Here is a 14,171-nt window from a genome sequence, read left to right on the forward strand (position 1 = left end):
CATCGCCGTGGCCGTCGCCACCCCACCGGGTCCTGACCGCCTCACCCCACCGGGTCCTGACCGCCTCACCCCACCGGGTCCCGACCGCCTCACCGCACCGGTCCCGACCGCCTCCGTACCTCCGGCACACCTGTCCACCTCCGACACCCGCGCTGACCGGGTTCGTCGGTAGCGGCTCGCATAGAAGGGAAGGGCACATGCGGATCCTGCTGGTCAACATGCCGTGGTCATCGATCGATGTCCCGTCGCTGGCACTGGGCATCCTCACCAACAGCGTCCGCCAGAAGATGCCGGACGCCGAGGTCGAGGTGATGCACGCCAACCTCGACTTCGTCGACTGGGTGGTCGACCGACGTGAGTTCGGCCTCGGCGACTACTACTACTATTCGCTGTTCACCTACTTCTCCGGCTGCGGTGACTGGGTCTTCTCCTCCGCCCTCTACGACGACCCTGAATGGCGGGTCAGCGAGTTCACCCGCGTCGTCCAGGGCCAGATGTCCGAACGCGACCTGAGCCGCAACATGGACCTGCACCGGGCCGCGCCGGAGTTCATCGACGAGATCGCTGCCCGGATCGTCGACCGGGCACCAGACCTCGTCGGATTCACCTCGACGTTCCAGCAGAACACCGCAGCGCTGGCGACTGCCCGGGCGGTGAAGAAACTCGACCCCCGGATCCGTACCGCGCTCGGTGGGGCGAACTGCGACGGCGAGCAGGGCGCGGCGCTGCACCGCAACTTCTCCTTCATCGACTTCGTGGTACGCGGCGAAGGCGAAGCCGCGTTCCCCCAGCTGCTCACCGCGCTGGCGGCCGCACCGGCGGACAGCCCTGCCGACTTCTCCAGCATCGAGGGCCTGTGCTGGGCCACCCCGGACGGCCGACACGTGGCCAACCCGATGAGCACCGCACCGCTGCCGCCGGCTGAGATCGTCAGCCCGGACTACACCGGCTACTTCGAGCGGCTGGCCCGCTCCAAGGCGAACAACTGGGTCGAGCCCCGGCTGGTGGTGGAAGGCGCCCGCGGCTGCTGGTGGGGCGAGAAGCACCACTGCACCTTCTGCGGGCTCAACGGCTCGTTCATGCAGTTCCGCAGCAAGCATCCCGGCCGGTTCTACGACGAGATCATCGGGCTGGTCGAGCGCCACCAGGTGCTGGACATGTTCGTCGTCGACAACATCCTCGACATGAGCTACGTCAACTCGCTGCTGCCCCGGCTGGCCGAATCCGACTACGACCTGCGGCTGCAGTACGAGATCAAGTCGAACATGCGCGGCCCGCAGGTGCAGGCCCTGGCCGACGCCGGCCTGGTCAGCGTCCAGCCAGGCATCGAGAACCTGAACAGCAGGGTGCTGAAGATCATGGACAAGGGGGTGACCGGCTGCCTCAACGTGCGGATGCTGCGCGACGCGGAGACCAGCGGCATCACCATCGCCTGGAACTACCTGTACGGCTTCCCCGGCGAGACCGACGCCGACTACCAGTCGATCATCGACCAGATGCCGGCCCTGCACCACCTCTGCCCACCCGACGGCAGCACCCGGATCGCCATCGAACGGTTCAGCCCGTACTTCGTCAAGCCGGAACTCGGCTTCACCGACCTGCGGCCGGCCGCCCAGTACCGGCTCATCTACGACCTGCCCGAGTCGGAGCTGATGGACCTGGCGTACATTTTCGACACCCCGACCCAGGGCATCGACGAGGATCTCGCCGAGACGCTCGACCGGGCCGTCACCGGCTGGCAGCACGAGTATGCCCGCAGCCGGTTGACCCACCACGACCTCGGCACCGAGATCGTGCTGGTCAGCGAACGGCGGCAGTTCGACTGGCACGTGCTGCGGTTGACGGATCCGACCGAGGTCGCCGCCTTCCGGCAGCTGGACCAGCCGCACAGCGTCGCCTCACTGGCCCGGCGGATCTCCGCGTCGGAGGAGGAGGTGGCCACGCTGCTCGCCCGCTGGAGCGACCTCGGCCTGCTGTTCAGCGACGCCGACCAGTTCATTCAGATCGCACCGCAGGCGATGAACCAGGACCTGCTCCGCATCGACCACCTGCACCAGGAGCGGGCCGCCGCGCAGGCGGAAGCCGCGTCAACGGATCCGGCCACGTCCGCCGGGCACCCCACGCCCGAGCCCGCGCTCACCGCCGTCTGACAGGAGCACCGCGTTGATCAGCACCGACATCGAGGCACCGCCGACCGGGCCGGTCGTGGTCCGACTGCACCGGGACCACGATCCGGCGGTCGCCGACATTCCCGGCATCGACCTGGGCACGGCCGAGTTCACCGGGTCCGCCGCCGACACCGTCGGGGACTGGCTGGACCGGGGGGTACGCAAGGTGGCGCTGCCCGGCACCGTCGACCTCACCGCTGCCGACTCGGTGACGGCGGCCGACGCGGTCCGCCGGCTCGTCCTGGTCCGCGAGTTGACCAGCTACGCCATCGAGGTGGACTGGTCGATCCGGCTGCCGGGCGGCGACGGCGACCTGTGGCGGGTGTACGGGCATCTGCGTCCGCCGGCGACGGTCGAGATCGTCGGCGCAGCGGGTGCCACTGGCGCAGCCGGCTCCGTTGACGCCGCCGGCTCCGCCGGCGCCGAGCCTGATGCCGAATCCGACCCGGGTACGGTGGTCGCTGCCGCCTGGCGGGACGCCTTCTACTTCGACAAGTGCACCTACCGGCGGGGCCCCGGCTTCGTCCAGGTCCGGGACCGGCGGGCCGGTCGGCTCAACCTGCTGACCATCGACGACCCGGCGTACCTGGCGGTGCTGGAGCAGCTGCTCGACGGTGCCGGGATGACCACTGTCGACCTGGACATCGCCCGCGAGTTCGGCGAGGAGGGTCTGGTCACGAAGGTGGGCGACCAACTGGTCTGGTTGCCGCACCGGCTGCGCCGCTGGCCGCTGCCGTCGATGGTGGTGTGACCTCGTCGCCCATCGCCTCCGCCGGGACGCCGGTCCAGCGGGAGTACGCGCTGTCCACGAAGTACGCCTCGCCCGGATCCCAGGTGTGCCCGGTGGGCCGCCGATGGTAGAGGTAGCCGAGCGGATGGGTTCGGTAGATGGTGGCGCCCTCCGCCCGGAGCCGCTCGATCAGCCCGAGGTCGACCGAGCGGGGCACCGGGCGCCAGCCGCCGACGGCCTCCAGATCGCTCTTGGCGAGCAGCATCGTGCCACCGGCGACCACTCCGCCGTACGCCTCCGGGATGCCGGACCGTCGGCGCAGGGTGACGCCCTGATCGTCCAGGTGGACGAACTCGGCTCCCTTGCCGACCAGGGTGGCCCCGGAGTAGTGCCGGGCCAGCACCAGGTCCCAGACGTGTTCGACGCCGTAGCTGTCGTCGTCGTCGAACTTGGTGATCAGTGTGCCGCGGGCGCGCCGGGTGGCCGCTGCGAGCCCGGCGCCGAAGTCGACCGACTCCGGCAGGTGCAGCACCTCGAACGGGCGGCCCGCGTCGGACAACGCCCGGCGGGCCGACTCCGGCAACTCGATGCCGTGCAGTCCCAGGATGATCTCAATCTCCGGATAGGTCTGCGCGATGATCGCGGCCAGCGCGGTGGTGACCAGCTCCGGCCGCCGGGTGATCAGGACCGCGCTGACCGATGGCGGCCGACCGAGTGCCGGCAGCCCGCCGTCGGCGAGGCCGGGCAGCCGCAGTCCTGCGGCGTGGCCGCGCATCGCGGCCCGGCGCTGCCGTACGCTGCGCGCCTCGACGGTCAACGACCCGTCCGGCCCGGCTGATCCGTCCGGCCCGGCTGACCCGTCCGGCCCGGCTGATCCGTCCGGCTGTCCGGTGACGAGCACGCGTAACTGCGGGTCGAGCAGGTCGGCCACGGCGGGCGGCAGGACCGGGGCGTGCACGAGCACCCCGGTCGCGGCGAGCTGCACCAGCAGCCCGGCGGTCTGCTCGGGATGTTCACCGGGCACCAGCCGACAGTGCACCGCGCGGACCCGCCGCAGCGCGGCCAGCGCCGCCGCGTCCAGCCCGGGGCCGGTCAGTGACCCGTACCGGGACGATCCACTGACCGGTCCGCGGAACCTGCTGGCCCCGGACCGGTCGGCGCGGGCGAACTCGAGGGAGATCTCTGCCGCCTCCGGCCGGTACGCGGCAGCCAGCCGGCCACGCGGGTTGATCCGTTCGGCGTCGATCAGCACGAGCCGCTCGCCAGCGGGTGTCGTGACCGCGTGCCCGGTGCCGGCCAACCGGACACCGTACGCCGCACCGCGCTCGCCCTGCGGGCCGGTGGTGTCGTGGCCGGGATCTGGCGGGCCGGTGGTGTCGTGGTCAGAATCTCGCGGGCCGGCGGCGTCCCGGTTGTCCAGCACCAGGTCGTGGGCGCGAATCTCGTCGCGCTCCGGCAGCGGTCCGGCGGTCAGCACGGTCGCCCCCGCCGGCAGGTACGCCGGCGGGGCACCGAGGGCGGTGACGTCGGCGGTGCCCGGGGACGGCATCGTCCGGGACCCGTCCAACGCGCGCAGCGCCGCCCGTACCGCCGACCGCAGCGGCACCGGGGCGGCGAGCGCCATCCGGACGGTGGCCGCGCCCCGGCGCAGCCTGGGCAGCCCGACCCGGTGCCGACGCAGCTGCGGCAACGTGCCGACATTGCCGGACCAGCCGAGCCCGGGGTACCGCCACCAGACGACGACCACGGTGGCGGCGCGTACCGGCTGACCGGCAGCTGGGTGGTGGGGCAGGTCGCGTAGCCGGTCCACGGTGCCGGCGATCACCAACGCGCGCCGGATGCCGGGTAGCCGCAGCACCCGCAACCCCACGGCGCGGCCGAGCCGTTCGGCGGGGTGGGGTGCCGGTAGTCCGGTGAGGCGCCAGGTGATCCGGCTGCCGGCCGGCGCGGAGGCGTCGGAGCCGGCGTCTCGCCTCACCTGATCGCCCCCTCCTCGGCTTCGTCGTCGACCGCACCGCCCCGGGCGGGTACGGTGCCCGGCAGCGCCGCCGCTGCTGGCGGTGTCCGACCGGCGGTTGCCGGCCGCTCACCGGCTCCAGCAGCTCCGCTGGCCCCGCTGGCCCCGCTGGCCCCGCTGACCCCGGTGGCTCCGCTGGCCCGGCCGGGCAACCGTTTGCGCAGTGACCAGACGGCCATCAACGTCTGATAGAGAGAATAGGCGTTCGCCGCGACGAGGCGGTGCTTGACCGTCTCGCTGCCGTTGCCCGGCACCTGGTACCCGCCGACCGGCCGATGCCGGTGGTAGAGCTCGTAGGTGCGCCGGAAGTAGCGCCGCCGGTGGGACCTGGGCACCCGGTGCGGGTGCCCGAGCACCTGAAGGCAGTGCCAGATCATCCGACCGAAGATCAACGGGCGCAGGGCGGCGGCCCGGCCCGGGTGGGCGTCAAGGTAGGTGAAGACCCGCTGCCACTGGTCGAAGACCTCGAAGTGCCGGTCGCTGACCGTCCGGGTGATCGCGCCGTCGTGATGCTGCCGGTACGCGTAGCAGTCGCGATCCAGCACGGCGATCCGGTCCACGGCGACCAGCAGCGGGATCACGAACGAGACGTCTTCGTACCAGCCGGACTGGAAGGTGATCCCGGTGTCGACCAGCCGGTCCCGCTTGATGATCTTGTTGCAGGCGATCCACAGCACGTCGAGCAGCCCTGGCTCGTCGGCGAAGCGGAACACCTCCGGAAGTTGGCGGCCCGGGGCGATGCCGGTGACCGGATGTTCCTCCGCCCGGCCGTCGGGATGGACCCGGGAGTACCCGGTGATCAACAAGTCCGGGTCGGTGTGCTCGAGCCGGTCGGCGACCGCGGCCAGCGAGCCGTCCGGCAACCAGTCGTCGCTGTCCACACACCATACGTAGCGACCGCTGGCATGGGCGATACCCGCGTTGCGGGCGGCACCCAGCCCGCCGTTGCGGTCCAGGCTGACCACGGTGATCCCGGGGTGTTGCTGTGCGTAGCTGGCCAGAATGGCGCTGGACCCGTCGTCGGAGGCGTCGTCCACCGCCACGATCTCCACGTCCGCACGATGCTGCGCCAGGACCGAGTCGAGGCATGCTGCGAGGTACTTCTCGACCCGGAACACCGGGATGATCAAGCTCAGCAGTGCCATCGGTGCAGCGCGCCTTCCACGTATGTCGGTGCGTCGGTCCGGCGGCGGGGGTCAACCGTCGGTCCGACATCGTCCGTCGGGTAGGGGAAGGGGGCCCTGGCAAAAGGCTAACAGCTGGTGACCAGCTGGCGAACGCCTGGGACTTTCCCGCCCGTGTCACCGATCGTCGCCCACCCGACGTCTATGTCAGCAGGGGTCGGACACCGGCAGGTCCACACCGGGGAGGGTGCCCAGGCATGGGAGTGCAGTGTGTACGGCGCGGCTGAGATCAGCCTGCCCGGGCATGTGGTGGGCAAGCCGCGACCCGCCGTCGACCAGGCGGTCTCCGCGTCCACGGCCCCGGACGGGTCGAGGGCGGCGGACCGCGCCCCGTCCGGGGCCGTGGACGCGGAATTCGTCGCGTTCGCCTCGGCGGCTGCGCCACGGTTGCGCCGCACCGCCTACCTGATGTGCCGCGACTGGCATCTGGCCCAGGACTTCACCCAGACGGCACTGGCCAAGATGTACACCGCGTGGCGGCGGGTGTCCCGGTTCGACAACCTGGAGGCGTACAGCCGCAAGGTGCTGCTACGGGTGGTGCTCGACCACCGCCGCCGGCTCAGCGCGCGGGAGCTGCCGATCGCCGGCCCCCGCGAGGACGGTGATCCGGCCCGGTCCGCCCGGCCCGAGCTGCGGGTCACCATGATCGACGCGCTCGGCTGTCTGCCGCCCCGCGACCGGGCGATCGTGGTGCTGCGCTACTGGGAGGACCAGAGCGTCGAGACCGTTGCCGAGACGCTCGGCGTCTCGGTGTCGGTGGTCAAGACCCAGAGCCGGCGTTCCCTGGCCCGGCTGCGGGAACTGCTCGGCGACAGCCGCGCCGACCTGCTGGCCGAGGACTCCTGATCAGCGGGCGGCAGCCGGCGTCCACGGGGGCAGGCAGCGTCAGCGGGCGGCCAGCCGGCGCAGCCGTTGGCGGCCCTGGCGGGCTACCCGAACCCCGCGCCGCGCCGCGCGTCCGGCCTGGTAGCGGGCCATCCGACTCCACCTTGCCGGCGTCGCGGCGGCGGTGACCAGCGGGTCCGAGACCACCAGACGCAGCCCGCGGCGGCCGGGTGCGACCCACACGGCACGGCCCCGGGCGGTCAGTGTCGCCCGGGTGCCGGGCGCGCCCGGTGCCGGCGGGAGTACCAGTTCGGCACCGTTGTCGCGGGCGACGACCCGCAGCGCGTACCGGCCGCGGGGCAGCGTGGCCAGCGGTACGTCGACCCGCCAACGGAGCCGGCCGCCGCTGCCGTCAGCCACGGTCAGCGGCAGCCGCAACCGCGTGTCGCCGATCTCCAGCACCAGGTCGTCCCGCTGGTCACCGGGCGCGCCGCCGGGGCCGGGCAGGCCGCACCAGCCGGAGAGCCGGACCACCTCGTCGCCGGCCGGGTCGCCACGGCGGACGCTGTGCACGCCGACGGTCGGCGCGGGTAGCCGCAGCAGGTCCCGGTAGCGGTCCCAGCGCGGATGGTCGAGGTAGAGCTGCCCGCCGCGCAGCCGGACCGGGCCGTCGTGCCGGGGCTGGCGTACTCCGTCCGGGTCCTGCTCGTAGAGGGCCACCGCGCGCAGCCCGGCGTGCGGGCTCCGGCTGAACTCGGCGGCGACCGGCACCGGTACGTCGGCCAGCAGCGCCGCCATCCGGCGGGTGAAATCGGCCAGCTGCCCGTCGTCGAGGACGTCGGCGGCCCGCCCGGCGTAGTGCAGTTGCATGTACGCGACCCACCGTCGGATCGCCCCGGCCACCTCGGGTGCGACGTCGGAGCTGCCGGTGACCAGCCGTTCGATGATGTTCAGATGCTGCATGATCTTCGCCGGTCGGAACCGGCCTTCCATGATTGACGAGCCGTTGCCGCGCTGTCGGTAGAGGTAGACCAGTCGTGGGCTGAGCGCGGTCAGCGAGGAGCGGACCAGCAGCGGCACGGTGAACAGGACATCCTCGAACGCGCTGCCCTCGGTGAACTCGGCCCCGACCTGGTCGACCAGGTCGCGGGCGAACACCTTGTTGCAGGCCGACGGGTTGCCGATCAGCAGCGGTGCCTCGGCGACGGACCCGATGGTGCGGGCCGGTCCGACGATCTCCGCCCGCCAGGGCGGGCTGGGCCGGGGCGGGAAGCCGTGCATGTCGCCGACCGCCACCTGCGCCCCGGCCCGCTCGGCGAGGTCGACCAGGTGGTCCAGCCCGCCGTCGGGGTAGAGGTCGTCGGAGTCGAGGAAACCCAGGTAGTTGCCGGTCGCCAGGCGTACCCCATGGTTGCGAGCGGCACCGAGACCGGCGTTGTCCTGCCGGACGTAGCGGACCCCCGGCGCCCGCCGGGCGTAGTCGCGGGCGATCTCGCTCGACGAGTCGGTGGAGCCGTCGTCGATGACGACGACCTCGATCTCGGTCCGCCGTGGCTGGCGGTCGATCGACGCCAGAGCCGCGCCGAGCCAGGCCTCGGTGTTGTAGACGGGTACGACGACGCTCGCCCTCGGGGCAGCCACGATCACCTCTCGGCGGGTTGTCCGGCGGTGCCGCGCCGCTCCCGGCGGCGGGCCGGGCACGCGGTGGCGGCGGCGGTCAATCTACCGCGCCCGGGTGGCCGGTGCCCCTCGGCACGGCTCGCCGGCCGCCGGGTGCATGATGGCGGACGTGCTGGGGAAACTGCAGACCGAACCGGTCCGGAGCCGACTCGACCTGGTGGCCGCGCCGGTGGCCGCCGCCGTCGAGCAGTGGTCGGCCGAGGTGCCGGTCGACGTGGACGATGTGGCGGTGGCGTCGATCGACCCCGAACTCGCCGACACGGCCGCCTTCTGCGCCGCGTACGGGGTGGCGCTCGACGAGTCGGCCAACTGCGTGGTGATCGCCGGCAAGCGGGGCGGTGTCGTCCGGTACGCCGCCTGCATGGTGCTGGCCACCACCCGGGCGGACGTCAACGGGACGGTCCGCCGGCTGCTCGACGCGCGTAAGGCGAGCTTCGCCCCGATGGCCGACGCGGTGCAGAGGACCGGGATGGAGTACGGCGGGATCACCCCGATCGGGCTGCCGCCGGAGTGGCCGATCCTGGTCGACGCGCGGGTGGTGGCGGTGCCGCACGTGGTGATCGGTTCCGGGGTGCGGGGCAGCAAGATTGTGGTTCCCGGTCCGGCGCTGGGGGTACTGCCCAACGCACGGGTCGTCGACGGGCTGGCGGCCCCAGCCGGCACCTGACCGGCTCCGCCGGGGGTGAGCTCCGGTGCCGCTCCGCCGGGGGTGAGCTCCGGTACCGCTCCGCCGGGGGTGAGCCCTCGGCGTCGGTGACGGTACGGTGATCGGCGGGCGTCGGCGTCGGGTCAGCGTGGACACCGGTGAATCAGTCGACGGCATTCCGGTGACTGAACGGTCGTTCAATTCGGGTCGACACACGGTTAGGCTGGCCAGGTGACGGTAGATCAGCAGACGGCAGCGACGGACGGGGCCGAGCCGAGCGCGCCACGGCGACGCTCACGTCGCGACGAGATTCTTCAGATCGCGGTCGGGCTCTTCGCGGCCCGCGGCTACCACGGCGTGTCGATGGACGACATCGGCGCCGCCGCCGGGGTCACCGGTCCGGCTCTCTACCACCACTTCGCCGGCAAGGAGGCGATGCTCGCCGCCGCGCTCATCCCGGTCAGCGAGGAACTGCTCGAAGGCGGACGTGTCCGGGTCGCGGCGCGGCCCGGCGACGCCACCGCCGCGCTCGCCGCACTGATCGAGTTCCATGTCGAGTTCGCCCTGGCCAACCCTGCGGTCATCGCCCTGCACCTGCACGAGCTCGACCGGTTGCCGGAGGAGCCGCGCCGGCGGATCCGGCGGCTACAGCGGCTCTACGTCGAGGAGTGGGTGGCCGTGCTCACCGCGCTGCGCCACGACCTCGACGCGGCCGAGGCCCGGGTGCTGGCGCACGCCGCGTTCGGCCTGATGAACTCCACCCCCTTCCTCGGCGGCGAGGTCGACCGGGAACGGCGGGCCACGCTGCTGCGCGCCGCCACCCTCGCCGCCCTGCACGGCTGAGCAGCACACCGGGCACACCCCCGCGCCCGGCAGCGGGCGCCGCACCCCCGCGAGGAGAGGCATGATCGAGTCGTTGCTGGTGGCCAACCGGGGCGAGATCGCCCGGCGGATCATCCGTACCGCCCGACGGCTGGGCGTCCGGACCGTCGCCGTGCACTCCGAGGCCGACGCCGGCATGCCCTTCGTCACCGAGGCCGACCAGGCGATCTGTGTGGGGCCCGCGCAGCCGGCGCAGAGCTACCGCGACACCGGGGCGATCCTGGCCGCCGCCAAGAGCAGCGGCGCCCAGGCGATCCACCCCGGCTACGGGTTCCTGTCGGAGAACGCCGACTTCGCTCGCGCGGTCGCGTCCGCCGGCCTGATCTGGGTCGGGCCCGGTGGTGACGCCATCGAGGCGATGGGCGACAAGATCAACGCGCGGAACCTGATGTCCGCCACCGGGGTTCCGGTGGCCGCCGGCACCACCGAGCCCGCCGAGACCGTCGACGCCGCACTCGACGCCGCCGCCACCATCGGCTACCCGGTGATGGTCAAAGCCGCCGCTGGCGGCGGCGGAATGGGCATGGGCGTCGCTGGCGACACCGCCGCGCTGCGTACCGAATTCGACAAGGTCCGGGCGTTCGCCGCGCGCATGTTCGGCGACGGGTCCGTGCTGATCGAGCGCTACTTCCCCCGGGTACGCCACGTGGAGGTGCAGATTCTCGGCTGGCGGGCGCCGGACGGCACCGACCGGGTCGTCGCCCTCGGTGAGCGGGAGTGCTCGGTGCAGCGGCGCAACCAGAAACTCGCCGAGGAGTCGCCGTCGCCGGCCGTGACCGACGAGATCCGGGCCGGGCTGCTCGCCGCCGCCGTACGGGCCGGGGAGGCGGTCGGCTACCGCAACGCCGGCACGGTGGAATGCTTGCTCGACCCGGCCACCGGCGAGTTCTTCTTCCTGGAGATGAACACCCGGCTGCAGGTCGAGCACCCGGTCACTGAGCTGGTCTACGGTGTGGACCTGGTCGAGGAGCAGCTGCGGGTGGCCGCCGGCCTGGAGCCGACGTTCGACCCGGCCACCCTCGCGCCGCGCGGGCACGCGATCGAGTTGCGGATCAACGCCGAGGACCCGAAACGCTTTCTGCCCGGACCGGGCGCGATCACCGCCTGGTCGGAGCCGACCGGCGACGGGGTCCGGGTCGATTCCGGGTACGCCGCCGGCACCACCGTGACGCCGTTCTACGACTCGCTGATGGCCAAGCTGATCGTCTCTGGCGCCGACCGGGCCGAGGCGATCGCCCGGGCCCGGGCCGCAGTCGCCGCCTTCGAGGTGGCCGGGCCAAAGTGCAACCTGCCGTTCTTCGCCGAGCTGCTGGACAACCCGGAGTTCGTCTCCGGTGACTACGACACCGGCATCGTCGGCCGGATGCGGTGAGGTCCGGTCCGACGCAGTCCGTCGCGTCGACGCGACGGTGACCTTCACCGGATCCCATTGAGTGGACGGCACGGGCGCGGGATGCTGGACGGATGGCAGCGACGCCCCTTCCCGAGTCCGTGTCGATCCGCGAGGTCGGGCCGCGTGACGGCCTGCAGAACGAGCAGCCGATCCCGACCGAGGGCAAGGTCCGCCTGCTGGACGCGCTGTCCGGCACCGGCGTACGCCGGATCGAGGCGGTCTCGTTCGTCCACCCGAAGGCGATCCCGCAGATGGCCGACGCCGACGAGGTGTGGCGGCGGGCCCGGCGGGCGCCCGGGGTGCGCTACTCGGCGCTGGTGCCGAACCTGCGCGGGGCCCGCCGGGCACTGGACGCCGGCTTCTCCGAGGTCGAAGTGGTGGTGTCGGCCAGCGACACGCACAACCGGCGCAACGTCAACCGGTCCACCGCCGAGTCGTTGGACGACATCGCCGCGCTGATTCCGCTGCTGCACGCCGCCGGGGCGCACGTCGAGGTGATCGTGGCGACGAGCTTCGGCTGCCCGTACGAAGGGGACGTCGACCCGCAGCGGGTGGCCGGGATCGTCGACCGGGTGGTGGCCGACGGGGCGGACCGGGTGGCGTTCGGCGACACCACCGGGATGGCCACCCCGCGCCGGGTCCGCGAGCTGGTCACGGCGGTGCGCGACCGGCAGGCGGCCGTACCGGTGCTGCTGCACTTCCACGACACCCGGGGTACGGCGTTGGCGAACCTGCTGGCCGCGCTGGAGCTGGGGGTCACCGAGTTCGACGCCAGCGTCGGCGGCCTGGGCGGCTGCCCGTACGCGCCCGGGGCCAGCGGCAACGTGGCCACCGAGGAGGTGGTGCACATGTTGCACGACATGGGCGTCGAGACCGGGATCGACCTGGATGCCCTGCTGGCCGCCGCCGCGCTGGCCGAGGAGCTGGTCGGCAGGCAGCTTCCCTCCGGGGTGCTGCGTGCCGGCCCGCGTACCCGGCTCACCCCGACCAGCTGACCCGCTGGCGGGGGTCGCGAGGGTGACTGTCGTGCGGTAGCCTAACGATCGTTTAGTATGGGCTGGCGCGAGGGGGCGGCGTGACACTGGACGGTGAGGCGCTGGATCGGCTCGACAAGCGGATCCGGGCCGGCGGCGCGGAGAAGTACCATGCGGCGAACGCCGCCCGGGGCAAGCTGTTCGCCCGGGAACGGGTCGACCGGCTGGTCGACGCGGGCTCCTTCGTGGAGGACGGCCGGTACGCCAACGCCCTCGCCGACGGGCTGCCCGCCGACGGTGTGGTCACCGGCACCGCCACCATCGACGGTCGACAGGTCTGCCTGATGGCCAACGACTCCACGGTCAAGGCCGGCTCGTGGGGCGCCCGTACCGTAGAGAAGATCATCCGGATCATCGAGCGGGCGTACGACGCCGGCCTGCCGATGGTCTACCTGGTCGACTCCGCCGGGGCCCGGATCACCGATCAGGTCGACCTGTTCCCCGGCCGGCGCGGTGCCGGCAAGATCTTCTGGAACCAGGTCCGGGCCTCCGGGGCGATCCCGCAGGTCTGTGCCCTGTTCGGGCCGTCGGCCGCCGGCGGTGCCTACATTCCGGCGTTCTGCGACGTGGTGGCGATGGTCGAGGGCAACGCCAGCATGTACCTCGGCTCGGACCGGATGGTCGAGATGGTCACCGGTGAGAAGACCACGCTGGAGGCGATGGGCGGTGCCCGGGTGCACTGCGCCGAGTCCGGCGTCGGGCACTTCCTGTGCAAGACCGAGGACGACGCGCTCGATGTGGTCCGCCGCTACCTGTCCTACCTGCCGGGCAACTGGCAGCAGCCGCCACCGGCGACGGCGGCGGTCGAGCCGCCGGCCGGGGTCGACCTCGCCGCGCTGGTGCCGGCGAGCGAACGGCAGGCGTTCGACATGCGCCGGTTCGTCAAGGGACTGCTCGATGAGGGCAGCTTCCTGGAGATCCAGGCGTTGTGGGCGCGCGAGCTGACCGTCGGCTTCGGCCGGCTGGCCGGCCAGGTGGTCGGCGTGGTCGCCAACAACTCGATGTTCAAGGGTGGGGTGCTGTTCGTCGACTCCGCCGACAAGGCGACCAGGTTCGTGCAGCTGTGCGACGCGTTCAACGTACCGCTGCTGTTCCTGGCCGATGTGCCCGGCTTCATGGTCGGCAGCGCCGTGGAGAAGCAGGGCATCATCCGGCACGGCGCGAAGATGATCAGCGCGATCTCGGAGGCCACCGTACCGAAGATCTGCGTCGTGGTCCGCAAGGCCTACGGTGCCGGGCTGTACGCGATGGCCGGCCCCGGATTCGAGCCGGACGCCACCCTGGCCCTGCCCACCGCGAAAATCGCGGTGATGGGCGCGGAGGCTGCGGTCAACGCGGTCTACGCCAACAAGATCGCGGCGATCGACGATCCCGACGAGCGGGCCGGCTTCGTCGCCGCCCGCCGCGCCGAGTACGAGCGCGACATCGATCTGACCCGGCTCGCCAGCGAACTCGTCGTCGACGACATCGTCCGACCCGAACAGTTGCGCGCCGAACTGGTCCGACGGTACGCGGCGGCCACCGGCCGGGACCGGCACTTCTCCCACCGCAGGCACGGCGTCACTCCGGTCTAGCGGCACCGCAGGTGCGGCACCCGGTGCCAGTGACAGGC

11 protein-coding genes are annotated in these 14,171 nt (G+C 72.2%); 8 read left to right on the forward strand and 3 right to left on the reverse strand.

What is annotated here, in order from left to right; translation table 11 throughout:
* Nucleotides 1–197: 197 nt before the first annotated feature.
* Both O7553_RS27045 and O7553_RS27050 read left to right on the forward strand, forming a co-directional pair.
* Nucleotides 198–2,150, forward strand: a complete 1,953-nt coding sequence (locus O7553_RS27045; RefSeq protein WP_281552381.1) for a RiPP maturation radical SAM C-methyltransferase — start codon at nt 198–200, stop codon at nt 2,148–2,150.
* Between the two features lie 13 nt (nt 2,151–2,163).
* Entirely contained in the window at nt 2,164–2,919 is a 756-nt protein-coding gene (locus O7553_RS27050; RefSeq protein WP_281552382.1) for a DUF5825 family protein, read from the forward strand.
* On the opposite strand, the gene O7553_RS27055 is transcribed toward O7553_RS27050, so the two are convergent.
* Both O7553_RS27055 and O7553_RS27060 read right to left on the reverse strand, forming a co-directional pair.
* A complete protein-coding gene (locus O7553_RS27055) occupies nt 2,843–4,876 on the reverse strand; it encodes a glycosyltransferase family 2 protein (protein WP_281552383.1) in 2,034 nt (677 codons plus the stop codon). The genes O7553_RS27050 and O7553_RS27055 overlap by 77 nt on opposite strands.
* Complete coding sequence (locus tag O7553_RS27060) at nt 4,873–6,060, reverse strand: glycosyltransferase family 2 protein (protein ID WP_281552384.1); 1,188 nt, start codon at nt 6,058–6,060, stop codon at nt 4,873–4,875. Before O7553_RS27060 ends, O7553_RS27055 begins: the two co-directional genes overlap by 4 nt.
* A 183-nt stretch (nt 6,061–6,243) precedes the next feature.
* Between O7553_RS27060 and O7553_RS27065 the strand changes: the two genes are divergently transcribed.
* On the forward strand, nt 6,244–6,945 hold the full coding sequence (locus O7553_RS27065; RefSeq protein WP_281552385.1) for a SigE family RNA polymerase sigma factor: 702 nt from the start codon (nt 6,244–6,246) through the stop codon (nt 6,943–6,945).
* 39 nt (nt 6,946–6,984) lie between these two features.
* Here O7553_RS27065 and O7553_RS27070 read toward each other — a convergent pair whose 3' ends face one another.
* The gene (locus tag O7553_RS27070) at nt 6,985–8,565 is read right to left on the reverse strand and encodes a glycosyltransferase family 2 protein (RefSeq protein ID WP_281552386.1); all 1,581 of its coding nucleotides are present in this window, start codon (nt 8,563–8,565) and stop codon (nt 6,985–6,987) included.
* 151 nt (nt 8,566–8,716) lie between these two features.
* On the opposite strand from O7553_RS27070, the gene O7553_RS27075 reads away from it, so the two are divergent.
* From O7553_RS27075 to O7553_RS27095, 5 genes are all read left to right on the forward strand, one after another.
* Nucleotides 8,717–9,271, forward strand: a complete 555-nt coding sequence (locus O7553_RS27075; RefSeq protein ID WP_281555772.1) for a YbaK/EbsC family protein — start codon at nt 8,717–8,719, stop codon at nt 9,269–9,271.
* 210 nt (nt 9,272–9,481) lie between these two features.
* The gene (locus O7553_RS27080; RefSeq protein WP_281552387.1) at nt 9,482–10,093 is read left to right on the forward strand and encodes a TetR/AcrR family transcriptional regulator; all 612 of its coding nucleotides are present in this window, start codon (nt 9,482–9,484) and stop codon (nt 10,091–10,093) included.
* A gap of 61 nt (nt 10,094–10,154) precedes the next feature.
* Nucleotides 10,155–11,504 (forward strand): biotin carboxylase N-terminal domain-containing protein, encoded by a 1,350-nt coding sequence (locus tag O7553_RS27085; RefSeq protein ID WP_281552388.1) that lies wholly within the window; start codon nt 10,155–10,157, stop codon nt 11,502–11,504.
* Between the two features lie 92 nt (nt 11,505–11,596).
* Nucleotides 11,597–12,520 (forward strand): hydroxymethylglutaryl-CoA lyase, encoded by a 924-nt coding sequence (locus O7553_RS27090; protein ID WP_281552389.1) that lies wholly within the window; start codon nt 11,597–11,599, stop codon nt 12,518–12,520.
* 80 nt (nt 12,521–12,600) lie between these two features.
* Nucleotides 12,601–14,133: an acyl-CoA carboxylase subunit beta gene (locus O7553_RS27095; RefSeq protein ID WP_281552390.1), complete on the forward strand. Its 1,533-nt coding sequence runs from the start codon at nt 12,601–12,603 to the stop codon at nt 14,131–14,133.
* Nucleotides 14,134–14,171: the final 38 nt, after the last annotated feature.

Origin of the sequence: Solwaraspora sp. WMMA2059 (genome assembly GCF_027497315.1) — a bacterium.
Classification (GTDB): domain Bacteria; phylum Actinomycetota; class Actinomycetes; order Mycobacteriales; family Micromonosporaceae; genus Micromonospora_E.

Coding starts and splice junctions, on each gene's coding strand:
- O7553_RS27045 (WP_281552381.1), top strand. CDS start 198: ATGCGGATCCTGCTGGTCAACATGCCGTGGTCATCGATCGATGTCCCG.
- O7553_RS27060 (WP_281552384.1), bottom strand. CDS start 6,060: ATGGCACTGCTGAGCTTGATCATCCCGGTGTTCCGGGTCGAGAAGTAC.
- O7553_RS27065 (WP_281552385.1), top strand. CDS start 6,244: ATGTCAGCAGGGGTCGGACACCGGCAGGTCCACACCGGGGAGGGTGCC.
- O7553_RS27085 (WP_281552388.1), top strand. CDS start 10,155: ATGATCGAGTCGTTGCTGGTGGCCAACCGGGGCGAGATCGCCCGGCGG.
- O7553_RS27090 (WP_281552389.1), top strand. CDS start 11,597: ATGGCAGCGACGCCCCTTCCCGAGTCCGTGTCGATCCGCGAGGTCGGG.